The 23,793-nt window shown below is 71.3% G+C and carries 23 protein-coding genes; 16 read left to right on the forward strand and 7 right to left on the reverse strand.

Translation table 11 applies throughout. The features are described 5' to 3' along the window. Nucleotides 1-311: 311 nt before the first annotated feature. Nucleotides 312-872 (forward strand): hypothetical protein, encoded by a 561-nt coding sequence (locus GXW76_RS09210; protein ID WP_211861717.1) that lies wholly within the window; start codon nucleotides 312-314, stop codon nucleotides 870-872. On the opposite strand, the gene araD is transcribed toward GXW76_RS09210, so the two are convergent. After that, nucleotides 866-2,593, reverse strand: a complete 1,728-nt coding sequence (gene araD / locus GXW76_RS09215) for an L-arabinonate dehydratase (RefSeq protein ID WP_211861718.1) — start codon at nucleotides 2,591-2,593, stop codon at nucleotides 866-868. The genes GXW76_RS09210 and araD overlap by 7 nt on opposite strands. 55 nt (nucleotides 2,594-2,648) lie before the next feature. Between araD and GXW76_RS09220 the strand changes: the two genes are divergently transcribed. From GXW76_RS09220 to GXW76_RS09245, 6 genes are all read left to right on the forward strand, one after another. After that, a complete protein-coding gene (locus tag GXW76_RS09220) occupies nucleotides 2,649-3,359 on the forward strand; it encodes a GntR family transcriptional regulator (RefSeq protein WP_211861719.1) in 711 nt (236 codons plus the stop codon). After that, nucleotides 3,356-4,243, forward strand: a complete 888-nt coding sequence (locus tag GXW76_RS09225) for a dihydrodipicolinate synthase family protein (protein ID WP_211861720.1) — start codon at nucleotides 3,356-3,358, stop codon at nucleotides 4,241-4,243. The genes GXW76_RS09220 and GXW76_RS09225 overlap by 4 nt, the downstream gene beginning before the upstream one ends. A 108-nt stretch (nucleotides 4,244-4,351) precedes the next feature. Beyond that, nucleotides 4,352-5,353: a TRAP transporter substrate-binding protein gene (locus GXW76_RS09230; RefSeq protein WP_211861721.1), complete on the forward strand. Its 1,002-nt coding sequence runs from the start codon at nucleotides 4,352-4,354 to the stop codon at nucleotides 5,351-5,353. Next, nucleotides 5,350-5,865, forward strand: a complete 516-nt coding sequence (locus tag GXW76_RS09235) for a TRAP transporter small permease (protein ID WP_211861722.1) — start codon at nucleotides 5,350-5,352, stop codon at nucleotides 5,863-5,865. The genes GXW76_RS09230 and GXW76_RS09235 overlap by 4 nt, the downstream gene beginning before the upstream one ends. 7 nt (nucleotides 5,866-5,872) lie before the next feature. Then, nucleotides 5,873-7,171 (forward strand): TRAP transporter large permease, encoded by a 1,299-nt coding sequence (locus GXW76_RS09240; RefSeq protein ID WP_211861723.1) that lies wholly within the window; start codon nucleotides 5,873-5,875, stop codon nucleotides 7,169-7,171. Nucleotides 7,172-7,175: 4 nt separating this feature from the next. Next, nucleotides 7,176-8,018, forward strand: a complete 843-nt coding sequence (locus GXW76_RS09245) for an NAD-dependent epimerase/dehydratase family protein (RefSeq protein WP_211861724.1) — start codon at nucleotides 7,176-7,178, stop codon at nucleotides 8,016-8,018. Nucleotides 8,019-8,101: 83 nt separating this feature from the next. On the opposite strand, the gene GXW76_RS09250 is transcribed toward GXW76_RS09245, so the two are convergent. Beyond that, the gene (locus tag GXW76_RS09250) at nucleotides 8,102-9,181 is read right to left on the reverse strand and encodes a branched-chain amino acid aminotransferase (protein WP_211861725.1); all 1,080 of its coding nucleotides are present in this window, start codon (nucleotides 9,179-9,181) and stop codon (nucleotides 8,102-8,104) included. A gap of 150 nt (nucleotides 9,182-9,331) precedes the next feature. Between GXW76_RS09250 and GXW76_RS09255 the strand changes: the two genes are divergently transcribed. The 3 genes from GXW76_RS09255 to GXW76_RS09265 all read left to right on the forward strand — a co-directional run bounded on the left by GXW76_RS09255 (nucleotide 9,332) and on the right by GXW76_RS09265 (nucleotide 12,336). Next, complete coding sequence (locus GXW76_RS09255) at nucleotides 9,332-9,889, forward strand: MarR family winged helix-turn-helix transcriptional regulator (protein WP_211861726.1); 558 nt, start codon at nucleotides 9,332-9,334, stop codon at nucleotides 9,887-9,889. Then, the gene (locus GXW76_RS09260) at nucleotides 9,886-10,596 is read left to right on the forward strand and encodes a response regulator (RefSeq protein ID WP_211861727.1); all 711 of its coding nucleotides are present in this window, start codon (nucleotides 9,886-9,888) and stop codon (nucleotides 10,594-10,596) included. The genes GXW76_RS09255 and GXW76_RS09260 overlap by 4 nt, the downstream gene beginning before the upstream one ends. Nucleotides 10,597-10,869: 273 nt before the next feature. Continuing rightward, on the forward strand, nucleotides 10,870-12,336 hold the full coding sequence (locus tag GXW76_RS09265; protein ID WP_211861728.1) for an aminotransferase-like domain-containing protein: 1,467 nt from the start codon (nucleotides 10,870-10,872) through the stop codon (nucleotides 12,334-12,336). Between the two features lie 6 nt (nucleotides 12,337-12,342). Here GXW76_RS09265 and GXW76_RS09270 read toward each other — a convergent pair whose 3' ends face one another. Genes GXW76_RS09270 through GXW76_RS09285 form a run of 4 tightly spaced genes read right to left on the reverse strand, consistent with a single transcriptional unit; the run spans nucleotide 12,343 to nucleotide 16,711 of the window. After that, nucleotides 12,343-13,101: a sulfite exporter TauE/SafE family protein gene (locus tag GXW76_RS09270; RefSeq protein WP_211861729.1), complete on the reverse strand. Its 759-nt coding sequence runs from the start codon at nucleotides 13,099-13,101 to the stop codon at nucleotides 12,343-12,345. A 28-nt stretch (nucleotides 13,102-13,129) separates the two neighbouring features. Next, nucleotides 13,130-14,101 carry a tripartite tricarboxylate transporter substrate binding protein gene (locus tag GXW76_RS09275; RefSeq protein WP_211861730.1) on the reverse strand — a complete coding sequence of 324 codons (972 nt, stop codon included), beginning with the start codon at nucleotides 14,099-14,101 and terminating at the stop codon, nucleotides 13,130-13,132. A gap of 19 nt (nucleotides 14,102-14,120) precedes the next feature. Next, nucleotides 14,121-15,074 (reverse strand): CobW family GTP-binding protein, encoded by a 954-nt coding sequence (locus tag GXW76_RS09280; protein ID WP_211861731.1) that lies wholly within the window; start codon nucleotides 15,072-15,074, stop codon nucleotides 14,121-14,123. Continuing rightward, nucleotides 15,071-16,711 (reverse strand): amidohydrolase, encoded by a 1,641-nt coding sequence (locus GXW76_RS09285; protein ID WP_211861732.1) that lies wholly within the window; start codon nucleotides 16,709-16,711, stop codon nucleotides 15,071-15,073. The genes GXW76_RS09280 and GXW76_RS09285 overlap by 4 nt, the downstream gene beginning before the upstream one ends. Nucleotides 16,712-16,971: 260 nt before the next feature. On the opposite strand from GXW76_RS09285, the gene GXW76_RS09290 reads away from it, so the two are divergent. From GXW76_RS09290 to GXW76_RS09315, 6 genes are all read left to right on the forward strand, one after another. Beyond that, nucleotides 16,972-17,124 carry a hypothetical protein gene (locus GXW76_RS09290; RefSeq protein WP_211861733.1) on the forward strand — a complete coding sequence of 51 codons (153 nt, stop codon included), beginning with the start codon at nucleotides 16,972-16,974 and terminating at the stop codon, nucleotides 17,122-17,124. Between the two features lie 106 nt (nucleotides 17,125-17,230). Further along, entirely contained in the window at nucleotides 17,231-18,568 is a 1,338-nt protein-coding gene (locus GXW76_RS09295; protein WP_211861734.1) for an ATP-binding protein, read from the forward strand. A gap of 35 nt (nucleotides 18,569-18,603) precedes the next feature. Then, nucleotides 18,604-19,461 (forward strand): aldose epimerase family protein, encoded by an 858-nt coding sequence (locus GXW76_RS09300; protein WP_211861735.1) that lies wholly within the window; start codon nucleotides 18,604-18,606, stop codon nucleotides 19,459-19,461. Nucleotides 19,462-19,471: 10 nt separating this feature from the next. Beyond that, entirely contained in the window at nucleotides 19,472-19,657 is a 186-nt protein-coding gene (locus GXW76_RS09305) for a hypothetical protein (RefSeq protein WP_211861736.1), read from the forward strand. Further along, on the forward strand, nucleotides 19,654-21,270 hold the full coding sequence (locus tag GXW76_RS09310; RefSeq protein ID WP_211861737.1) for an acyl-CoA dehydrogenase: 1,617 nt from the start codon (nucleotides 19,654-19,656) through the stop codon (nucleotides 21,268-21,270). Before GXW76_RS09305 ends, GXW76_RS09310 begins: the two co-directional genes overlap by 4 nt. A 215-nt stretch (nucleotides 21,271-21,485) precedes the next feature. Further along, complete coding sequence (locus GXW76_RS09315; protein WP_211861738.1) at nucleotides 21,486-22,073, forward strand: GNAT family N-acetyltransferase; 588 nt, start codon at nucleotides 21,486-21,488, stop codon at nucleotides 22,071-22,073. A 237-nt stretch (nucleotides 22,074-22,310) separates the two neighbouring features. On the opposite strand, the gene GXW76_RS09320 is transcribed toward GXW76_RS09315, so the two are convergent. Beyond that, nucleotides 22,311-23,723: a phenylacetate--CoA ligase family protein gene (locus GXW76_RS09320; protein WP_211861739.1), complete on the reverse strand. Its 1,413-nt coding sequence runs from the start codon at nucleotides 23,721-23,723 to the stop codon at nucleotides 22,311-22,313. Between the last annotated feature and the right edge of the window lie 70 nt (nucleotides 23,724-23,793).

Below are 23,793 nucleotides of genomic sequence, written 5' to 3' on the forward strand. Positions count from 1 at the left end.
CGCCGACTGCGCATGGACGGCGGTGAAGGCGCGTGCGCCCTCGCCCGACGGGTCGGCGATGCGCGCGAGCGCGGCCTCGGTCAGCGCGGCGGCAGTGGTGCGGCCCGCGGCCAGCGCGGCGGCGGCATCGGCGATCGTCTTCATCTCGGCGCGGCTCCTCAGTGTCGCGCCATGTTCTCCGGGCTGCGCGGGCTCGGCAAGGCGTCCCGCGGTGCAATCCCCGTGCACGGCCACGGCACGGGGGCGTAACATTGGGGCGCGCCGGGCCGGGTGCCTGAACTCGGCCCGCGACCGGGAAGGGAGGCCAGGCCATGTTCGACATCGATCGACTCGTCGAGGATTGCCGCCAGGCGATCGAGCAGGACCGCACCCACAAGTCGGTGCGGGAGGTGATCGCGCGCGCCGTCTCGGACCCCGGCGCCGTCCTCGCCGCGATGGGCGAGCCGAAACGCGCGGGGCTCTCCCCGATCTACCGCTCGCCGGAATTGACCATCCTGAACCTGGTCTGGGGTCCGTACATGACGCTGCTGCCGCACGACCACCGCATGTGGGCCGTGATCGGCATCTATACGGGCCGGGAGGACAATATATTCTGGCGGCGGATCGAGACCGGCGAAGGCCACCACATCGAAGCCGCCGGCGCCAAGGCCCTCGCCACCCGCGATTGCGCGGTGCTGGGCCGGGACGTGATCCATTCCGTCACCAACCCCATCCCCCGCCTGACCGCGGCCCTGCACGTCTATGGCGGCGACTTCTTCGCCGCCGAGCGCAGCGAATGGGACCCGGAGACCCTCGACGAACGCCGCTTCGACGTGGACGCGGCGGCGCGGCGCTTCGAGGATTCGAACGCCGCGCTCACCCGCGGTCAGTAGATGTCGGGCTCGGGCGTCGGCAGCGTGCCTTCGAGGAAGCGCAGGTCGCAGCCCTCGTCCGCCTGGGTGACGTTGTCGAGGTAGAGCGAGGTCCAGCCGCGCCCGTAGCGCCGCTGCGGCGGCGTCCAGGCGGCGCGGCGGCGTTCCATCTCCGCCTCGTCCACCAGCAGGTCAAGCCGCCGGCCCGCGACGTCGAGGCGGATCAGGTCGCCGTCCTTCACCAAGGCGAGCGGCCCGCCGACATGGCTTTCCGGCGCCACGTGCAGGACGCAGGTGCCGTAGGACGTGCCGGACATGCGCGCATCCGACAGCCGCACCATGTCGCGCACGCCTGCCTGCAGCATCTTCTTCGGCAGCGGCAGCATGCCCCATTCCGGCATGCCGGGCCCGCCCTGCGGCCCGGCCTGCTTCAGCACCAGCACGGAATCGGGCGTGACGGGCAGGTCGGGATCGTCGAGGCGCTTCTTGAGGTCGGCGTAGTCCTCGAACACCACCGCCGGCCCGGTGTGCTGCAACAGGCGCGGATCGGCGGCCGAGGTCTTGATGACGGCACCCTTCGGCGCCAGCGAGCCCTTCAGTACCGCGAGCCCGCCCTCGCTCTGCAACGGCTTGTCGAGCGGCAGGATCACGCTCTCGTCGAAGACCTCGGCGCCCTCGATGTCCTCCCCGATGCTGCGGCCCGTGACCGTGCGCGCCGAGAGGTCGAGGTAGTCGCGGATGCGGTTGAGGAAGGCGCGCGCGCCGCCGGCGTAGAAGAAATCCTCCATCAGGTATTCGCCCGCATTGGGGCGCAGGTTCGCCACCAGCGGCACGCGCTGCGACAGCGCGTCGAAGCGCTCGAGATCCAGCATCACGCCGGCGCGCCGCGCCATGGCGATGAGGTGCGGGATCGCATTGGTCGATCCGCCGAAGGCCATGGTGGCGGTGACGGCGTTGTCCACGCTGCCCTCGGTGATGAGCGCCTGCGGCGTCAGGTCCTCCCACACCATCTCGACGATGCGCTTGCCGGTCTCGGTGGCCATGCGCGGATGGGCGGAATCCGCGGCGGGGATGGAGGAAGCGCCGGGCAGGGTGAAGCCCAACGCCTCCACCGCCAGCATCATCGTCGCCGCGGTGCCCGCGGTCATGCAGGTACCGAAGGACCGCGCGATGCCGCCCTCCATGTCCTTCCACTGCGCCGGCGTGATGTTCCCCGCGCGCAGCTCCGCATGGTACTTCCACACGTCGGAACCGGAACCGAGCGTCTTGCCGCGCCAGTTGCCGCGCAGCATCGGCCCGGCGGGAACGAAGATCGACGGCAGCCCCGACGAGATCGCACCCATCATCAGCCCCGGCGGCGTCTTGTCGCAGCCGCCGAGCAGCACCAGCCCGTCGCAGGGATGCGACCGCGCCAGTTCCTCCGTCTCCATCGCCAGCAGGTTGCGATAAAGCATGCTGGTCGGCTTCTGGTACTGCTCCGTCACGGGATGCGCGGGCAGTTCGACCGGGAAGCCGCCGGCCTGCCACACGCCGCGCTTCACTTCCTCCGCCCGCGTGCGGAAGTGGAAGTGGCAGGGGCTGAGTTCCGACCAGGTGTTGATGATGCCGATCACCGGCTTGCCGCGGAAATCATCCTCGGCATAGCCGGCCTGGAGCATGCGGCTGCGATGGCCGAAGGCGCGCAGGTCGTCGACGCCGAACCAGCGGTGGCTGCGCAGTTCCTCGGGGCGCTTGCGGGGCATGGCGGGTCCTCCTCGTACTTCCCGGAAAGGCTGCCAACTGCTATGGCAGTTGTCCATGGCCGCCGCCGAAACAGCCCGAGGAAGGCTCGCGCCGCTGGCCGAGGAGGAGACGCTCTCCCTCGGCGAACGGGCCTATCGCCGCCTCCGGGCCTCCATCGTGCAGGGCATGCTGCCGCCGGGTGGGAAGATTTCCGAACGCGGCCTGGCGACGCAGCTCGGCATCTCCGCCCAGCCGGTGCGGGAGGCGCTGCAGCGCCTCGAACAGGACGGCATGGTCATCACCCTGCCGCGCCGCGGGACCGTGGTGGCGGAAGTCGGCCCGGCGCAACTCGCCGAACTCGGGCGCATCCGCGCTGCCCTCGAAGGGGTGGCGGCGGCGCTGGCGGCGGAGCGGCTCGAGGCCGGGGCGCTTGCCGCCTTCGCCGCCATCCTCGCGCGCATGAAGGCCGGCACCGAGACCGCCGACCATGAAGCCCTGGACGCGGCGAACGAGGATTTCCACGCCCGCATCCACCACGCGACGGGGAACCCGTTCCTGATCCGCTCCCTCGGTTCGCTGCGTGCCTACGACCATCTCGGGCGCTGCCGCGCGGTCGGCAGCATGCCGCGCGACCTGCCCAGGGCGCTGCGCGAGCACCAGGGCATCGTCGCCGCCCTGCGGCGCCGCGACCCTACCTTGGCCGAGGCCCGGATGCGCGCGCATGTGCTGCGCTCGCTCGTCACCAACGGCGTGTTGCGGCCGCCCCGGGGGAAACGATCGCCATGACGCTTGCCGAGGCGCTGTCCGGTATTTCCGGGATCCTGGTCACGCCGTTCGACGCGCATGACGGAATTGCCCCGGCCCGCCTCGCCCCCATCGTCGAGCGCTGCGTCGCGGCGGGCGTGGACGCGCTGACCGTCAACGGCAACACCTCCGAGTTCTACGGCCTGACCATCTTCGAGGCGGAACGCATGCAGGCGGAGGTCCCCGCGCTGATTGCCGGCCGGGCACGCATCATCGCCGGCGTCGGGCGCAGCGTGACGGAGGCGGTGCGCCTCGCCGCGCGCGCGAAGGCGGACGGCGCCGACGCCGTCATGGTGCACCAGCCGCCCGACCCCTTCGCCAGCCCGCGCGGCGTGGCGGATTACGTGCGCCGCGTCGCCGAGGCGGCGGGCCTGCCTGTCGTGCTCTACCTGCGCAATGCCGGCATCGGGCACGACGCGATCGCGGCGCTCTGCGCGTTGCCCGGGGTGGTCGCGGTGAAGTGGGCCAATCCCGACCTGATGGCGCTCGCCCGCGCCATCCGCGCCGCGCCCGGCATCCGCTTCGTCTGCGGCCTGGCCGAGCCCTGGGCGCCGCCGATGACGGCCCTCGGCGCGCAGGGCTTCACCTCCGGCCTCATCAATCTCGCGCCGGAGCGCTCTGTCGCCATCCTCGCCGCGCTGCGCGCCGGCAACATGCCGCGCGCCAATGCCCTGATCGCGGAGATGGCACCCTTCGAGGCGCTGCGCGCCGAGGAGCAGAACGGCGCCAATGTCTCGGTCGTGAAGGCTGCGCTGGCCCTGGCGGGGGACGATGTCGGCCATGCGCGGCCGCCGGCTTCCTGGCCGCTGGCGCCGGAATCCCTCGCGCGGCTTCGCGACCTCGTGGCAGGCTGGCGGAGAGGCTGACACCGGCGTTGACGTCCGTCACGCCGGCGCATCAAACTGCGATCTGCTATTGCAGCCAATGAAAACCGAGGGGTGGCCCGACCAACCCCCGACGCGGAGGAGACGTTGATGGACCCCACCCCCTGGCGGCGTGGCCGCCTCCTGCTGGCTGCGCTGGCAACCGCCGCCCTTGGTGCGATCGGCCTGTCGGCCGCGCCGGCCGCGGCCCAGGAATGGCGCGGCTGGAACATCCATGCGGCCGACTATCCCAATGGCATCGGCATGGATGCCTTCACTCGCATGGTCGGCGAACGCACCAGCAATCGCATCCGCATGCGCACCTTCCACTCCGCGCAGCTCGGCCAGCAGGACGAGGCGATCCAGCAGATGCGCCTCGGCACCATCGACTTCGCCAACTTCAACCTTTCGCCCTTCAACAACCTGGCGCCGACGACGAACGTCGTCACGCTGCCCTTCCTGTTCCGCGACGTGGGGCACATGCAGCAAGCGATCGACGGGCCGGCGGGGGAGGCGATCGCGCAGGACCTCGAGCGCATCGGCATCATCGCGCTGTCCTGGTACGACGCGGGCGCGCGCAGCCTCTACACGACGCGGCCGGTGCGCACGCCGGCCGACCTGCGCGGCATGAAGATCCGCGTGCAGACCTCCGACCTCTGGATCGACCTGATGCGCGCGCTCGGCGCCAACCCGACGCCGCTGCCGTTCGGGGAGGTCTTCACCTCGCTCCAGTCCGGCGTGATCGACGGGGCGGAGAACAACTGGCCATCCTACGAGAGCACGCGGCACTTCGAGGTGGCGCGCTACTATTCGACCACCGAGCATTCCAACGTGCCGGAGGTGCTTGCCGTCTCCGCCCAGCGCTGGCGCCGGCTGAACGATCAGGAACGCGCCATCCTGCGCGATGCCGCGCGTGAATCCGCCACGATCCAGCGCCGCGCCTGGGCCGAGCGCGAGCGCGTCTCCCGCGAGCGCGTCGCCGCGGCCGGTGTGACCGTCATCGAGATCAGCGACCGCGCGCCCTGGTCCGCGTTGATGGAGCCGGTCTACGCCAAGTACGCCGCGGATGCGCGGCTCGCGGCGCTGGTGCGCCAGATCCGCGAACTCCGGTGAACGCCTTCTCCCGCGCGCTCGACTGGCTCGCCGCGCTGACGGTCGCCGTGGCGGGCGCCGCGCTGGTCGGCCTGCTCGCCATGATGGGCTGGCTGGTCTTCGGCCGCTACGTGCTGAACGACACGCCGACCTGGATCGAGCGCGCGGCGACGCTCGCCATCCTGGCGATCGCCATGCCGGTGGCAGCGGTCGGCGTGCGGGAGCGCTTCCACCTCTCCGTCCTCGGCGTGCGAGAGGCGCTGCCGCGCCCCGCGCAGCGCTGGGTCGCGCTCGGCTGCGACACGCTGATGGGCCTGTTCGGCCTCGGCATGGCGGTGTGGTCGTGGGAACTCGTCGGCATGGTGGCGGCGTTCAGGATCCCGCTGCTCGGCATCAGCCAGGGCTGGACCTACGTGCCGATGGCGGTCGGCGGGGCGCTGATGGTGCTCTTCGCCATCGAGCAGGTGCTGAAGGACATCCTGTCGAAGGAAGCCCCGGAACAGCGCGGCGTCGCCGCCGCCTTCCTGGAGTAGCGCGCGCGTGGAACCGGGACTCCTCCTGATCTTTGCGGTCTTCGCGATCGGCGTGATGGCCGGCGTGCCGGTGGCCTTCTGCCTCGGCATCGCCGCCGTCGCGGGCTTCCTGTGGGAAGGGCTGAACCCCGCCGTCGCCTTCCAGCAGATGGCGAGCGGCATGAGCATCTTCGCGCTCCTCGCCATCCCCTTCTTCATCTTCGCTGGCGAGATCATGCTGCATGGCGGTATCGCCCGGCGGCTGATCGCCCTCGCTTCCGCCTGCGTCGGCTGGATGCGCGGCGGGCTCGGCATGGTGGATGTCTCCACCTCCATGCTGTTCGGCGGGATCTCCGGCTCGGCGGTGGCGGACACCTCGGCGACGGGCGTCATCCTGATCCCGGCGATGAAGGCCAAGGGCTACGGGGTGGACTACGCGGTGTCGCTGACCGTGACATCGTCCATAGCGGGCATCCTGATCCCGCCCTCGCACAACATGATCCTCTATTCGCTGGCGGCGGGGGGCGGCATCTCGGTCTCGGCGCTCTTCATCGCGGGCATCGTGCCGGGTGTGCTGATGTGCCTCTTCCTCGGCATCGCCGCCTATGTCGTGGCGGTGCGCCGCGGCTACCCGGCCGAGGCGTGGAAGGGCTTCGGGCACCTGGCCTGGACCTTCGTCGATGCGATGCCGGGTCTGCTGACCGCCTTCATCATCCTCGGCGGCGTGCTGACGGGCATCTTCACCGTCACGGAGAGCGCGGCCTTCGGCGCCATCTGGGCGCTTCTGGTGACGATCCTGGCTTATCGCGCACTCAGCTGGGAGAACTTCGTCATCGCCGTCCGCGCCTCGGTGCGGACGACCGCGGTGGTCTTCCTGCTGGTCGGCACGGCGACCGCCTTCGCCTGGCTGCTGGCGATGTACCGGCTGCCGGAGATCCTCACCGATGGCATGCTCGCCATCAGCGACAATCCCATCGTCATCCTGCTGCTGATCAACGTCTGCCTGCTGGTCCTCGGCTGCGTGATGGACATGGCGGCGCTCATCCTCATCACGACGCCGATCTTCCTGCCGGTGGTCACCGCCATCGGCATGGACCCGGTGCAGTTCGGCATGGTGATGATGATGAACCTCGGCCTCGGCCTGACCACGCCGCCGGTGGGGGCGGTGCTGTTCGTCGGCTGCGCCATCGGGCAGATCCGCATCGAGCACATCATGCGGACCATCATGCCTTTCTGGGGCGCGATCCTGGTCGCGCTCGCCTTCACCACCTACTGGCCGGACATTTCCCTGACGCTGCCGCGCCTGCTGCTCGGCTACGGAGGCTGACGCCATGACCGCACCCGCCAGGCCTGTCCTGCTCACCGGCGCCTCCGGCGCGCTCGGGCGGCATCTCGCCAAGGCGCTGTCCGAGCACGGCTGGCGCCTGCGCCTGACCGACATCGTGCCCTTCCCGGACCCGATGCCGGCGAACGCATCCTTCGTGAAGGCCGACCTCAATGACGGCGTGGCGCTGATCCGCCAGGCGGAGGGCTGCGGCGCCATCCTGCATTTCGGCGGCGTCAGCGTGGAGCGTCCCTTCGAGGAGGTGCTCGGCCCCAACCTCCGCGGCCTCTACCATGTGTATGAAGCGGCGCGGCGGGAAGGCGCGCGGGTGGTCTTCGCCAGTTCCAACCACTCGATCGGCTTCCACGAACGCCCCACGGGCAACAGCGAGCGCCTGGACCACGACTGCGCCTTCCGCCCGGACGGCTACTACGGCCTGTCCAAGGCCTATGGTGAATTGATGGGGCGCATGTACTGGGACAAGCACGGCATCGAGAACGTCAACCTTCGCATCGGCTCCTGCTTCCCGAAGCCGGTCGACCGGCGGATGCTCTCCACCTGGCTGTCCTTTGGCGACCTGACGCGGCTGGTGGAGCGCTGTGTGCTCGCCGATCGGGCCGGACATGCCGTGATCTGGGCCTGCTCTGACAACCCGGCCTCCTATTGGGGCAGGGACCATCGCGAGCGCATCGGCTGGGCGCCCCGGGACTCCGCCGAATCCTGGCGGCCGGAGGTGGCGCATGTCACCGCCGACCCGGTGACCGAGCGTTACCAGGGCGGCGGCTACACAGCGATCGAGTATTCGCGGGCGAAGCCTTCCCCGCGCGATGCCTTCTCTCTGGAAGACTGATCCGGCTCAGCGCGCCGGCTCGCGGCTCGGCGACGGCGGCAGTCCCAGGCCGCGCGCCGCGCAAGTCCATCGGTGGGCGCGGCCTAGGCCGCGTTCGCGGGCACGACGCTGGTCCAGTTGTGCGCGTCGTTGCTGCGCCCGTACTGGATGCCGACGATGGCGTCGTAGAGCTTCTGCGTCACTTCGCCGGTCTGCCCGCCGTTGATGACCACGTCCTCGCCCTTGTAGCCGAGCGTGCCCACCGGCGAGACCACCGCCGCCGTGCCCGTGCCCCACATCTCGCGCAGGGTCCCGTTGCGGCCGGCTTCCATCACCTCGTCGATGGTGATCGGCCGCTCGCTGACCTTCAGGCCCCAGTCGCGCATCAGTTGCAGCGTGGAGGCGCGGGTGACGCCGTCGAGGATCGTGCCGGCGAGCGGCGGCGTGATCACCTCGTCGCCGATGCGGACCATGATGTTCATGGTGCCGACCTCGTCGAGGTACTTGCGGTGCACGCCGTCCAGGTAGAGCACCTGGGTGTAGCCTTCCTTTTCCGCATCCCGCTGGCCGGCCAGGGACTGGGCGTAGTTCGCCGCCGTCTTGGCCTCCCCCGTGCCGCCCTTCACCGCGCGCACGTGCTTGTCGGTGGCAAGGATGCGCACCGGCTTCACGCCTTCCTTGTAGTAGGAGCCGACCGGCGAGAGGATGAGGAAGTAGAGGTAGTTGTGCGCCGGGTGAACGCCGAGCATCACGTCCGTCGCGATGATGGTCGGGCGCAGATACAGCGCCGTGCCGGCCTTGCGCGGCACCCAGTCCGCATCCACGCCGACCAGCGCGTCGAAGCTCTGGCGGATGATGTCCACCGGCAGGTCCGGCATGCACATGAGCTGGGCGGAGCGGTTGAAGCGCTCGGCATGGCGCTGGGCGCGGAACAGGCGGATCTGCCCGTCATCGCCGCGGAAGGCCTTGAGCCCGTCGAAGATCGCCTGGCCGTAGTGCAGCACCGAGGTCGCGGGGTCGAGGCTGATCGGGCCATACGGCTCGATGCGCGGGTTGAACCAGCCCTTCCCTTCCTCATAGTTCATCAGGAACATGTGGTCCGTCATGACCTTGCCGAAGGACAGCGAATCATCCGCCGGCTTCTGCTTCGGCGAGGTGGTGCGCGTGATCGGGAACTGGCCCATGCGGCGGATCCTTCCTGATTCGTTATGCGTGCGGGCTGGCGATGCGGGCAGCAGCGACGACGAAAGAATGTTGCGTCAATGGCCAATAAGTTAGAATGACACGTCTGATCGGTCAATGATACTGACCCAAGAGGAGGCCCACGGCAGCACATGTCAGGCAGTCGCAGCGCGCAGATCGCGGACACCCCGGAACGCAGCACGCTGCCGGCCGGACGCAACCTTCTCTTCCTGCGGGAGGAGGAACTGCGTCTCGCCCAGGACCTGCTCTATTTCGGCTACCGGGACTTCACCGCGGGCGCGGACGCGATCCTCGCCGAACTCGGCATGGGCCGCGCGCACCATCGCGTGCTGCATTACGTCGGGCGCCGGCCAGGCATCACGGTGGGCGACCTGCTGGGTATCCTCGCCATCACAAAGCAGAGCCTCGGCCGCGTTCTGCAGCCGCTGGTCGAGGACGGCTACGTGACCCAGACGCCGGGACGCAACGACCGCCGCCAGCGCCTGCTGACGCTGACCGAGAAGGGGGCCGCGCTGGAGCGCCGTCTCTTCGAGCGCCAGCGCGAGACAGTGATGCAGGCCTACCGCGAGGCGGGCCCGGCCGCGGTGGAAGGCTTCCGCCGCGTGATGCGCGGGCTGATGGGCGAGCAGGCGCGGGCTGCCTGCGACCTGCTGGAAGGGCCGGCCGTCGCGCCGGGCACGACCCGATGAACGGATCGGCCGAGACCGCGCACCTTCTTGTCGTCGATGACGACGCCAGGCTGCGCGACCTCCTGCAGCGCTTCCTCACCGAGCAGGGCTTCCGCGTCACCGCGGTGGCGGACGCGGCCGCGGCGCGGCGTTCCATCGCCGCCATGATGTTCGACCTGCTGGTGCTCGACGTCATGATGCCCGGCGAATCCGGCCTGGCACTGGCCGAATCCCTGCGCCGCGACGGCGACGAGGTGCCCATCCTGATGCTGACGGCGCGCGGCGCGCCGGAAGACCGCATCGCCGGCTTCGAGCACGGCGTGGACGACTATCTGGCCAAGCCCTTCGACCCGCGCGAGCTCGCGCTGCGCATCCGCACCATCCTGCGCCGTGCCGCGCCGGCCTCCGCACCGCAACCGCTCTCCGCCGCGCCGGTCCAGCTCGGGCTGCGCTGGTTCGACATCGAGCGCGCCGAACTGCGCGGTCCGGAAGGCGTGGTGCGGCTGACGGGGGGCGAGGCTTCCCTGCTGCAGGCGCTCGCGCGCCGCGTGGGCGAGGTGCTGAGCCGCGAGGAGATCGGCGCCGCCCTCGGTACGCCCGAGGCGGGCGAGCGCGCGATCGACGTGCAGGTGACGCGGCTGCGGCGCAAGATCGAGACCGATCCCCGCGAGCCGCGGTTCATCCAGACCATCCGGCACCGGGGGTACGTGTTGAGGCCGGGGCCGTGAGGGGAAGGGAAGGTCGGGGGGAGGGGAACCTCCCCCGAACCCCCTCCCTTCTTTGGCTTTTGGGGACTGACGGCGGCGGGTGGTGCCGGGGATCCGGAAGGGCCGTCCAGCGCGTGCGCGACAACTCTGAATTCGCAACACAGCCGCGCGCGTAGGGCTCCGCGATCCCGCACTTCGCTGGTGCGGGTTGCTTGAGGAGGCACCGGGCTCGCCACGGCAGCAGTTCGTGGCTTGTCCTGCCCATGGCCACCACCAGGCATCTGGGATGAAGACATGGTCCGCTTCGATCTGGAGAGCCAGGGCGACGTACCGCGCCAAGCGGCATTGCGGCGCGCCATTGTCGCCGCCATTGAAACGGCGCGGCTTGCCCCCGGGCAGGCGCTGCCCTCCTCCCGGGAACTCGCGCAAAGCCACGGGCTGGCGCGCAACACCGTGGTCGCGGTCTATGAGGACCTCATCGCGCGCGGCCTGCTGCACAGCGTGCCGCGGCGGGGCGTCTTTGTCGCGGCCGGCGCGGCGTCAGCCCCGGCCCGCGACGCGCCGCCGCCATCACCGGCGACGCCCGGCTGGACCGAGCGCCTGCAACGCCGTCCGTCGCTCCAGCGGAACATCGTCAAGCCGAGGGACTGGCAGCGCTACCCGTACCCCTTCATCTACGGCCAGGTTGATCCTGGCCTCTTCCCGCTCGCCGCCTGGCGCGCCTGCTCGCGCGATGCCCTCGGCCGCAATGCGGTCAACTGGTGGGTCGCGGACCACATCGCGGAGGACGACCCGCTCCTCATCGAGCAGTTGCGGCGCCATGTGCTGCCCCGCCGCGGCATCCTGGCGCGGGAGGACGAGATCCTGACGACGCTCGGCTCGCAGGAAGGCTTCTACCTCGTCGCCCAATTGCTGTTCGGGCCGGGCACCACGGTGGGGGTGGAGGATCCCGGCTATCCCGACGCCCGCAATATCGCCGTCCTGCACGCCGGCGCGGTACGCCATCTGCCCGTGGACGCGGAGGGCCTGGTGCCGGGGCCATCGCTGGACGGTCTCGACGCCCTCATTCTCTCACCCGGCCACCACTGCCCGACCATGGCCCCGCTGTCGCCGGCGCGGCGGCGCACGCTGCTCGAATGGGCGAGGCAGTCGGGCGCCGTGTTGATCGAGGACGACTACGAAGGCGACCTCGGCGACGGTGGGCCCGCGCTCTGTGCGCAGGACCGTGCGGGCTGCGTCCTTCACCTCGGCAGCTTTTCCAAGGTTCTTGCACCGGGCGTGCGGCTCGGCTTCCTGGTGGGCCCGGCGCCCTTCATCGCCGAGGCGCGCGCGCTTCGGCGCCTGATGCATCGGAACACGCCGCTCGTCGTGCAGCGCACCGCCGCCCTGTTCCTGGCCGAGGGGCATTATGACGGCCTGATCGCGAAGCTGCGCGAGGCAGAGCACGAACGACGCATGGCGTTGCGGAACGCCGTGCGGCAGCATCTGCCGGCTTTCGGCATGGCCGAGCATGCCGAAGGTAGTGCGCTCTGGCTGCGCTGCCCGCCCGGCATCGGTGCGGATGCATTGTGCGCCGCTGCCGCCGGGGGCGGCGTGCTGGTCGAACCCGGCGGTGTGTTCTTCGCCGATCCCGCCACGGCCCCCGACTGCATCCGCCTTGGCATCTCCGCCATTCCGGCGGAACGGATCGAGCCGGGCATCATGCGGCTTGCGGCCTGTGCGCGGATCCTCGCCGACCGCCATGAGGCGCCGGCGCCGTAGCGGCATTCAGCCCCAGATATCGGCCGCGGCGCGCAAGGCCGAGAGCAGGCTGGCGGCCAGCAGCACGAGGATGCTGACACGACGGTAGGCGTGCTGGCGATCCTCGCGGAACTGGCGCGCGCCGATCGCCTGGCCGACGAACAATGCCGGGAGCAGCCAGGCGGTCAGCAGCAACACTTCCCCGGTGACGAGGCCGGAGGCCGCCGCAAGGCCTGCACCGATCACGTCCGCCAGCAGGAAGTAGAGCAGCAGCGAGGCGCGCCCTATCGCGATCGCGCCCGGCGAGGCGAGGAAGAACAACACCACCGGCGGCCCGCTCATGGCTGCGCCGCCGTTCAGCACGCCCGAAACCATGCCTGCCGCCACTGCCATGCGGCGCCCCGGGGGATGGCGGAAGCGCAGGCCGGCGCTCATCAGAAGCGCGGTGGCGAGCACCACCGCGGCGATGGCAAGTCGCATCACTTCCGTAGGCAGGAGCGACAGCCCGTACAGGCCCAACGGCGTGCCGAGCACCGCGCCCCCCGTCAGCATGAGCACGATGCGCCACTGCGCCTGCCGCCACACCTTCGGCAGCAACTGCGCGCTCGCCACGACCTCGAGCAGCAGGACCAGGGGAACGGCGACGATCGGCGCCAGCACCAGGCTCAGCAACGGCACCGCCACGAGGGCGAAGCCGAAGCCGGTGAAGCCCCGCAGCACCGCCACGGCGAAGACCATGGCGGCGCAGACCGCCGCGGTCGGCGACAATAGGCTCGTCACATCCATGTCGCCGCCGTTCGTCCGTTGCGCCCGGTCAGTCCATCGTCACATTCGCGGCGCGGGCGACGGCGCCCCAGGTTTCGACATCGCGCCGGAACTGCGCGGTCCACTCGGGCGCGGTCAGCGGCGGCTCGACCGGAATGGAACCGCCCGCGACGATCGCCGCCCGCACCTCGGGCAGGTTCGCCGCGCGCACGAAGGCGGCGTTCAGGCGATCGACCATCGGCTGCGGCGTGCCGGCGGGCGCGAAGGCCGCATGCCAGCCGACGGCGTCGAACGGCACGCCCGCCTCGGACAGCGTCGGTATCTCGGGAAGCGCCGCGGCACGGCGCGGGCCGGTGATGGCGAGCGCCTTCAGCCGGCCGGCGGCGACATGCGGCGCCATGGACACGACATCGAAGATGCCGACGGTCAGTTGCCCGGACAGCAGGTCCGGCATGGCCTGCGCGCCGCCGCGATAGGGTGCGTGCGTCATGCGCACACCGGCGTGCTGCTGGATGCTCTCGCCCACGAGATGCGGCGGCGTGCCGTTGCCGAAGGAGGCGAAGATCACGCCGTCAGGCTCCCGCCGCGCCTGGGCGATCAGGTCGGTGATGCTGTTGAGCGGGCTCTCGGGGCGCGTGACCACCAGCAGGGGCACCAGCGCGAGCTGCGCCACGCCGACGAGGTCCTGCACCGGATCGAAGGGGAGCCGGGTGTAGACGGAAGGGGCGATGGCAAGCCCGCCGGCGGTCACCAGCACGGTGTAGCCATCCTTCGGCGCGCGGGCGGCGGCCTCGGCGCCGATCAGCCCGCCGGCGCCGGGGCGGTTGTCCACCACGACGGGCTGGCCGAGGTCGCTGCGCATCTTCTCCGCCACCAGCCGAGCGACGATGTCGCCGCCGCCCCCCGGCGGATACGGATAGATGATGCGGATGGGCCGCGTCGGAAAGGTTCCCTGGGCCTGGGCGGTGCCGGCGCCGGCAAGAGCGGTCGCACCGAGAGCGAGAAGGTGACGGCGATGCATGGTCGTTCCCTTGGGTTGTTCAGCGCGGAATCTGCAGCGCCTGGACCGGCGTGAGGCCCAGGGGGCGGAATGCTTCGGCCGCGGCATCCGTGCCGGCCGTGCCGATCAGCACCAGCGCCTCGGCGGCGCCGGTCGGCAGCGGGTGGGGGGCGATCTCGGTGCGCCGGCCGACGCGCTGCACGAGCCAGGCCCGGCCCGTCTCGCCGGCCATGCGGAGCAGGCCCTTGGCGCGCAGCACCGGCGCCGGCAGGCGATCGAGCGCGGCGCGGAGTTCCGCTTCGGCCAGGGGGCGTGACGGGCGCAGCGTCACCGTCTCGAACAGCGAGGCATGGCGGGCCGGGCGCGAAGGGCCGAGGCGGCGATCCGCGCCGGTTTCGCCGAGCACCACCTCCGGCGGCACCGCGCCGTGCGAGACGGTCAGCAGGCGCGCCTTCGGCGCCAGTTCCGCCAGGGCGGCGCGAGCGGCCTCGATGCTCTCCGCCGGCGCCAGGTCCGGCTTGGTGAGGAAGAGCAGATCCGCCGCCTGCAGCTGGCGCCGGGCGGTCTCGCCCACGAGCGGGTCCGTCAGCAGGGCCGTGATGCCCGACGCATCGGCCAGCACCACGACGCCGGCAAGCACGAGGTCCGGGTCGATCAGCGCGATCTCGGCGATGCGCCAGGGATCGGCGACGCCGCTTGCCTCCACCACGATGTGCTCGGGTGTCGGGCGGCGCGCCAGGATGGTGGCAATGCCCCGGCCGAGATCGTCGCCCATCGCGCAGCAGACGCAGCCATTGCTGAGGGCGATGGTGTCGCCCTCCCGCGCCACGATCAGGCTGGCGTCGATGTTCACCGCGCCGAAGTCGTTCACCAGCACCGCGAGCCGCGCCCCGCCCGGCTCGGCCAGCAGCGCGTTCACCAGCGTGGTCTTGCCTGCCCCGAGGAAGCCGCCGATGACGGTGAGCGGGACGCGCAGCCCCGCATTGATCCTCATGCCGCGACCGGGAAGGGGCGGCCGCCGAGCACGGTGCCCCAGACCTTCACGTCCTTCAGCCGCTCCGGCGCGACTTCCAGCGGGTCGTCCTGCAGCACGCAGAAATCGGCGGCCTTGCCGACTTCGATGCTGCCGATCTCATGGTCGAGCTTCAGCGTCCAGGCAGCGCCGAGGGTGATCGCGCGCAGCGCCATCGGCACGCTGATGCGTTCCTCCGGTCCCAGCACGCGGCCCTTCGCCGTCAGGCGGTTCACCGCGCACCAGGCGGTGAAGAGCGGCCCGATCGGCGTCACCGGCGCGTCGGAGTGGATGGCGAAGTTGACGCCGCTCGTCGCCGCGGTGCGCGCCGCGTTGATGCGGCGGGCGCGGTCGGGGCCCATGGTGTGCGCCCAGTGCTCCTCGCCCCAGTAGTAGACATGGTTGCTGAAGAGATTTGCGCAGATGCCGAGGGCGGCCATGCGACGGAACTGCGCCGCATCCGCCATCTGGCAATGCTGCAGCGTGTGGCGGTGGTCGAGGCGCGGCGTCCGCTGGAGGGCGCGGTCGATCGCGCCGATCATCACCTCGATCGCCTCGTCGCCATTGGTGTGGATGTGGCACTGGACCCCGGCGGCGTGGTAGGCGTCCAGGTAGTCCGCCAGCACCTCCGGCGCCATGTTCCACACGCCGTTCGGCCGTCCGCCCATATAGCCCGGCCAGCGAAGGCGCCCCGAGAAGCCCTGGATGGATCCGTCGGTCATCAGCTTGACCATGCCGAAGCGCAGCCGGTCGGTGCTGCGGCCGCGGAGGCGCAGGATCTTCGCGACGCCCTCCTCGATCGCCATCGCCTGGCCGTTCATCGCCGGCACGAGGCGGATCGGGAAATCCTCTTCGGCCGTGACGCGCAGGTAGTTGTCAACGGCGGCGTCGGGCAATGCGCTGAACAGGTCGGTCGCGGTGGTGACGCCCGTGCGGTTCGCCGCCATGCCGAAGCGACGCAGCGTCTGCGGGTTTTCCAGCGCCTCGTAGAACGGGTTCCCCACCACCTTGTGGGCCATGTACTTGGCCGCCATCTCGGCCAGTTCGCCGGTCGGCTCGCCCTGCGCATCGCGCACCACGCCGGCGACCTCCGTCGCGGCGGTGATGCCAGCGCGGCGCAGGATCACGCTGTTGACGTTCAGCACATGGCCATTGGAGTGCAGGATCAGGATCGGCCGCGTCGTCGAGACGCGGTCGAGGTCGGCGGCGACGACGCGGCGCGTGCCGAAGAAGATGGGATCGAAGCCCCAGGCGAAGAGCGGTGCTTCCGGATCGGCCATGGCGCGGTCGGCCTCGATCAGCCGCTGGATCATCGCTTCGATGCTGTCGCAGCCGGACCAGCGCCGCCCCTCGGGATCGGTGCGGGCGTGGAAGCCGGTGTAGGTGAAGGACCAGACACCCCCTTCCATGGCGTGGCTGTGGCCCTCGACCAGGCCGGGCATCAGCACCAGGTCGCGGAAGCGGTCGTCGCGGCGCACGGGGCCCCAGGCGGAGGTCTCGGCCTCCCCGCCCACGGCCAGCACCCGGCCGTCGCGCACGGCGACATGGGTCGCCTCGGGGCACGAGGGATCCATGGTGATGATCTTGCGTGCACGGAAGACAACGATGTCCTCGGCCATGGTCGGCGCTTCTCCCTGCCCCGCGGGAAACAGGGCTTGCGCGGCTTCTAGGCGGGGGATCGGACGGCTGGCTTGGGCCAGGGCGCCGCAATGCATGGTGCCAGGGCAGGCGCCGCGCCCGGGGCCATGGCGGTTCGGCGCCGTGCCGCCGCCCATGCCACCCGTCTGCCCCCCGTATCGTCCGCAGGTGCAGGGAATCGCGGGCGATCAAAGCGACTGGACTTCTTTCCGGGTCTGGGCTCAGTCACGCCCGACAGTCGATGGCCGGGACGAGACGCACGGCCGCGAGGAACTGCCGGAGGCCGCACACCCTGATCGAGAAGGTGATTGTCTGCCTGCCGGACCGCCCCGGCGCCACGCCGCGCATCGGGCTGATCGGCGACCGCATGGCACGCTTCGAGCCGGCGACGTGACGCGATGACTGGAGGGAGCGCCCTTGGCACAAGCCGCACGGCCACGCTTGCGGGTTCCGCTGAAGGGGGAGTACGGGGGGAGGTCCCTGCCTCCGACCGTCCCCGCATGACCTTCGCCGGCTTCCTTCGTCGCCTGGTGCCCCGCGGCCTGCTCGGCCGCGCGCTGCTCATCATCCTGGTGCCGCTGGTCGTGCTTCAGGTCATCGCGCTCTATCTCTTCTACGGCAGCCACCTCGACGTTATCTCGCGCCGTCTTGCCGCCGCGGTGTCCGGCGACGTGGCGATGGTCGTCGAACTGCTCTCCCGCCACCCGCGGGAGGAGGAGCGCGGCTGGATCTTCCGTGAGGCGGCCTGGCGCCTGGATCTTTCGCTCGCCTTCGAACAGGGCGCGGTGCTCGGCCCCGCGTCGCACCGCGGCGCCTCCCTCCCGCTGCTGCCGCTCGAGGAGGACCTTGATGACGCGATGCGCGAGCGCGTGCGCCTGCCCTTCGACACCGACTGGCAGTCCGACCCGCGCAGCGTGATCATCCGCGTGCAGCTGCCGGACGGCGTGCTGCACGTGGAAGCGGCCCGCAAGCGGCTGTTCAGCGGCACGCTGTACCTGTTCGTCATTTGGGTCGTCGGATCGGCCCTGTTGCTCTTCCTCGTCGCCGCGCTGTTCATGAAGAACCAGGTGCGCGCGATCCGCCGCCTGGCCGAGGCCTCCGAAGCCTTCGGCCGCGGCCGCGACCTCGGCCCCATGAAGCCGGAAGGCGCGGCCGAGGCCCGCCAGGCGGCGCTCGCCTTCAATTCCATGCAGGGTCGCATCCGTCGCTTCGTCGAAAGCCGCACGGAGATGCTGGCGGGCATCAGCCACGACCTGCGCACGCCACTGACGCGCCTGCGCCTCGGCCTCGCCATGCTGCCCGAAAGCGCACAGGCCGATGCCCAGGCCATGACCCAGGATGTGGAGGAGATGGACCGGCTGATCGCCGCCTACCTCTCCTTCGCGCGCGGGGAAGGCATCGAGCAGGCGGCGCCGGCGGACCTCGCGGAACTGGTGGGGGAGGCCGCCGCCAAGGCGCGGCGGGACGGCGCGCTGGTGGATCTCGCGTTGCCGGGGGAACCGATCGTGCTGCCGGTGCGCGCGGATGCGCTGCGACGCTGCCTGGGCAATCTGCTCGACAACGCCCGCAGGCATGCGCGGCGCATCGCGGTGGCACTCTCCCGCGTGCCGCGCGGGGAGGCCGGGACCTGGGCGGTGGTGACGGTGGACGACGACGGCCCCGGCATCCCCGAGGCGCAGCGGGAGGAGGCCTTCAAGCCCTTCGCCTCCTTCTCCTCCGGCGGCACCGGCCTTGGCCTCGCCATCGCGCGGGACATTGCCAGGGCGCATGGCGGCGACATCGTGCTGGAGGACAGCCCGCTTGGCGGATTGCGGGCGCGGGTCCGGCTGCCGGCATGATCGCCCCCGAGGCCCGGGCAGGGGGCGATGAGGACATGGACGACACCCTTCTCACCATCGCCGGCCCTGACTGGGAGGCGCGCCTCGCCGCCGCCGACGGCGGCGGGCTGACGGCGCTCCGCCATCGCGGCCGGGACGTGCTGGTCCCGGCGCCGGAAGGCGCTCGTCTCGGCGGGCCCTTCGGCGCCTTCTGGATGATCCCCTGGGCGAATCGGCTCGACGGTGGCCGCCTCGGCCTGCATCGCCTGCCGATGAACCGGCCGCAGGACGGCACCGCCATCCACGGCCTGTCGCGGGACCGGCCCTGGCGGGTGGCGGAACGCTCGGCCAGCCGCGTCGCACTGGTGCAGGACGTCGCCGAAGCGCCCTACCGCTATGCCGCGCGGCTCGTGGTGGCGGCCGAGGAGGAGAGGCTGCTGCTGGACCTCGCCGTCTCCAACACCGGCGAGGAAGCGCTGCCTTTCGGCGCCGGCTGGCACCCCTGGTTCGTGCGCCCGCTGGGCACGCGGCTCTCGTTCCGCGCCACGCACCGCTGCACCCACGACGCCCGCTGCCTGCCCGTCTCGGCGGAGCCGGATTCGGGCCTCGATGGCGGGGAGGAGGCCATCCTCGGCCTCGACACCCATTTCGCCGGCTGGGATGGCGTGGCCCGGATCGCCTGGCCGGGCCTGGTGCTGACCATGACGGCGAGCGGGGCGCTGGCGACCAACCTCCAGGTCTATGCGCCGCGCGACCGGGCGGTGCTTTGCGTCGAGCCGTCCTCCCATCTGCCGGACGCCGCGAACCGGCCGGATCTGGCGCCGCTCGGCCCGATGCGGGTGCTGGCGCCCGGCGGGACGCTCTCCGGGCGGATCGGCCTCGAGTGTTCACACGCGCCGGGCGGCACGGCATAGGATGCCTGCCATGCCTTCCTCCCCCACCGCGCTGGCGCTCGGCGCCGGCATCATGGGCCTGTCCGCCGCCTGGGGCCTGGCGCTCGCCGCCGCCGCATCCGATCCCGCGCCGATGCCCGAGCTGCCCGTCTGGGCAGCGGGCGAGGCGCCACCCGCAAGCGGCCTTCTCGCCGCCCTCGAAGGCGTTTCCGCATGACGTCCACCGCCGCCGCCGACCTCGTCTTCGGCCTGACCCGCGTGGTCGGCCTGCCCGCGCTGACCGATCGCGCCGGGGCGCCGCTCTCGGCCGAGGACATCGCGCAGATCGTCGAGGAAGCCGACCGCTTCTGCCGGGAGGTGCTGCAGCCCAACGCCATCGCCGCCGACCGCGCCGGCGCCGTCTATGCCAACGGCACGGTCACCACGCCGCCATCCTATCCCGCATCCTATGCGAAGTGGATCGAGGGTGGCTGGCAGTCGCTCTCCGCGCCTGTGGACCATGGCGGGCAGGGGCTGCCGGCGGCGCTCTGGACCGCGATGGTCGAACTCGGCATGGCGGCCGATGCGTCCTTCATGCTCGGGCCGCTGCTGACGGCGGGGGCGATCGACTGCCTGAACCACCACGCGACGCCGGACCAGGCGGCGCGCTGGCTGCCGAAGATGGTCAGCGGCGAGTGGACCGGCGCGATGTGCCTGACCGAGCCGGGCGCGGGCAGCGACCTCGGCGTGCTGAAGACGCGCGCGGAACCGCTGGGCGATGGCAAGTATGCCCTGCACGGCCAGAAGATCTTCATCACCTGGGGCGACCACGACTGCACCGACAACATCGTCTACCTGGTGCTGGCGCGGCTGCCGGATGCGCCTCCGGGCTCGAAGGGCATCAGCCTCTTCGTCACGACCAAGGCGAAGGAGGACGGCACGCGCAACGACCTGCGCTGCGGCGGGATCGAGAAGAAACTCGGCATCCACGGCAGCCCGACCTGCGTCATGCTGTTCGAGGGCGCGGAGGCCGAACTGGTCGGCGAGGCCAATCGCGGCCTCAACGCCATGTTCGCGATGATGAACAATGCGCGCCTCGGCGTCGGGACGCAGGGCGTGGCGCATGGCGCGGCCGCGCTGCGCCTCGCGGAAGCCTATGCCGCCGAGCGCGTGCAGGGCGGCCGCCCCATCGCGCAGCACCCTGACGTGGCGCGCATGCTGATGGAGATGCGCGCGGTTACCCTGGCCGCGCGGCTGCTGGCGCTGGAGACCGCCGCCTGCGTCGATCGCCATGCGCTGCTGGGCGACGCCCACGCGCAGGCGCGCCTGGCGCTGCTGACGCCCATCCTCAAGGCCTGGGGCACGGATCGCGGGGTGGAGACGGCGTCCATCGGCGTGCAGGTGCATGGCGGGATGGGCTTCATCGAGGATGCCGGCGCCGCCCAGGTGCTGCGCGATTCCCGCATCGCCCCGATCTATGAGGGCACCAACGGCATCCAGGCCATCGACCTGCTGGTGCGGAAGGTGGCGAAGGACGGCGGCGCCGAGATGCGCGCCCTGCTCGCCGAGGTGAAGCGCACCCCCGACGCCCGGCTGCGTGCCGCGGCCGATGCATTGGACCGCGCCACCGCGACGGTATTGGAAGCCCAGGGCCGCGACGCGGATGCCGGCCAGTCGGTGGCGGTCGCCTATCTCGACGCGGCAGGCTGGCTGCTCGGCGGCTGGATGCTGGCGCGCGCCGCGGTCGAGGCGCCGGAAACCTACGGTGCGACGGCGGATTTCTACCTGCGCCGCCTGCTGCCGCGCGCGGCCGGGCGCGTGGCGGAGATCGACGGGGCGCTCGCCGCCTGAGGGCGAGGTGGCTGTCGCCGCGCCGAACGCCCGAGCGGCGGAGGCTGCCTTCTCACGGCGCGGCGCCGTGCTGCGCCGGTTCGGTGGACCGGGCGCGGGGCGGCTGCCCCGCCCTGCCGGGTGACGCTCGCCGAAGGGCGGGCGACCCTGCGCGGAGCGCCCCGAGCGGCAGCGAAACATCTGGTACGTTAACATTTCCCGCGTATGCTCTCGGCATGGTTGTGGACTCGCCCGCTCTTCCTGCCGTCGAGACGCCACGCCTGCGTCTTCGCTGCGCCGAACCCCGTGATGCCCATGCGCTCGCCGCGATGATGAGCGAGACGGTCAGCCGGCGCCTAGCCTCATGGCCCGTGCCCTATACGCCCTCCATGGCGCTGGACCGGATTGCCGGCGTGCGCATGGCGGCGGCGCAGCGGCGATCCCTGCCGCTGGTGATGGAGCGGCGCGCGGATGGGGTGGTGGTCGGGTGGATCAGTGTCTCCCGCGCACCGGGGGACGAAGCCACGGCCTTGCTCACTTATTGGCTCGGGGAAGGGTACCAGGGCCGCGGCTACATGCGCGAAGCGGCCCCCGCCGCGCTGGCTGCGGCCTTCGAGCAGTTGGATGTCGCACGGGTGCGCGCCGCCGTGCAGGGGGACAACGCTGCGTCGCTCGCCGTGGTGGATCTGCTCGGCATGACGCCGCTCGGGGAAGGGCGGATCTGGTGCCCCGCCCGCGGGCGGGAGGAGACCTGCCTGTGGTTCGAAACGCCGCGGCCCGTGGCCGGGGCACGGCTCGCGGTCGTCACGGCCGCGGCGGGCTGATCCCCCGGCCCGTCGCCCGCGATATGGGTTTCCACATCGGTGGAAACCGATCTCGTCATATTTGAGCCGGCATCGGCACGCACACGGCCTATCCCAGCCGTATGCGATCTGCTCTCGACATGTTTGAGCGGGCATCGTCACGCACACGGCGGATCCCAGCCGTATTCGATCTGCTCTCGTCTTGTTTGAGCGGGCATCTTCACGCACACGGCTGATTCCAGCCGCATGCGATCTGCTCTATGCGCCGGGCACCTCACAGACGAAATCCTCGAACTTGCCGGCTGCGGTGCGCGGGAGTTCGGGCATCGTCTCCACCGTCACCGCGAAGCCCGCGCCGAACTTCGCCCGCGCCCAGGCGGCGACCGCGACCTGCTCCTCCGCCGTCAGCGGGCGTGCGACGGCGAGGCGCACCACCAGCCGGTCCAGCGCCGCCTGGATGACCTGGTGCTGCCTGACCGGCGGGGCCGCCGCCAGCAACGCGCCGATGTCGTTCGAGGAGAGCAGCGGCCAGCGCCGTTCCCCGCCTGGCAGGCGCAGCATGTTCTGCCGCCGCCCGAGGATGCGCGTCAGCACCGGCAGGCCACGGCCGCAGGGGCAGGGCGGCCCGACCTCGGCCGCGTCGCCGATGTCGTAGCGGATCAGCGGCATGGCCAGGTTGTGCAGCGGCGTGACGAGCACACGGCCGGTTTCGCCGGCGGCGCAGGGCCTGCCGGCCTCGTCCACCACCTCGACCCGCAGCCCTTCCGATTGGATGTGGAAATGCGGATGGTCGGGGCATTGCAGCGCCAGGTAGCCGGCCTCCCGCGACGAATAGACATCGACCACCGGCACGCCCCAGGCGGCCTCGATCGCGGTTCGGACCTCGGGGCGCAGCGTCTCGGAGATGGCGATGACCTGGCGCAGCCGCGGCAGCCGCACCCCGGCCTCCCGCGCCGCCGCCGCCAGGCGCGCCAGGATGCTGGGGTGGGAGAGCAGGTAGTCGGGATCCTGCCGGACCAGCCATTCCAGTTGCTGCGCCACCGGCGTGGTGACGTTGAGGCTGACCAGCCGGCCGGTCTCGAACAGGGCGGCGCTCGAGACGCCCCAGCCTTCGGCCACGTCCCCGTCGGGGTAGGACGCCTTGCCGGCGCCGCTTTCGCGGATCGCCGCCAGCGTCCCGGTCAGGTCGCGGCGGTGCCAGAGATGGTCGCGCAGCGTGAAGGCGCTCCAGACCAGTTCCCAGAGCTCGCTGCGCACGGCGCGGACCGGCCGGCCGGTGGAGCCGGACGTGTAGATCTCCCGGTAATCGCCATGGCCGGGGGGCAAGGATCCGGCGAGCATGGCCTCGCTTGCCTCCGCCGCCTGGATGTCCTCGCGCCGCAGGATCGGCAGGGATTGCCAGACGGCTTCCCAGGCCGGTTCCTCGGCCGGGGCGGGCCAGTCGCGCGGCAGGCGGCCACGCCAGTAGGGCGCATTTTCGCGCGCATGGGCGAGAAGGGCCGAGAGTTGCCGCCGTTGCGCCAGGCGCAGCCGTTCCGCCGGCCACCATTGCGTCTGCTCGAACTGGAACAGCAGCGCGAGCAGCGCCGCACCCGTCGGGCCCGGCAGGGCCGGCCAGGCGATGCCCGGCACCGCCGAGACGACATCCAGCGGCGGTGAGGAACGATCCATGCCCAGGGTCTCCTTCGGCTGCTGCTCGCGCAGTCGTGACGGCGGCGCGACCGGCGCCGCCACGACTGCG

Origin of the sequence: Neoroseomonas soli (genome assembly GCF_018129065.1) — a bacterium.
Lineage (GTDB): Bacteria > Pseudomonadota > Alphaproteobacteria > Acetobacterales > Acetobacteraceae > Neoroseomonas > Neoroseomonas soli.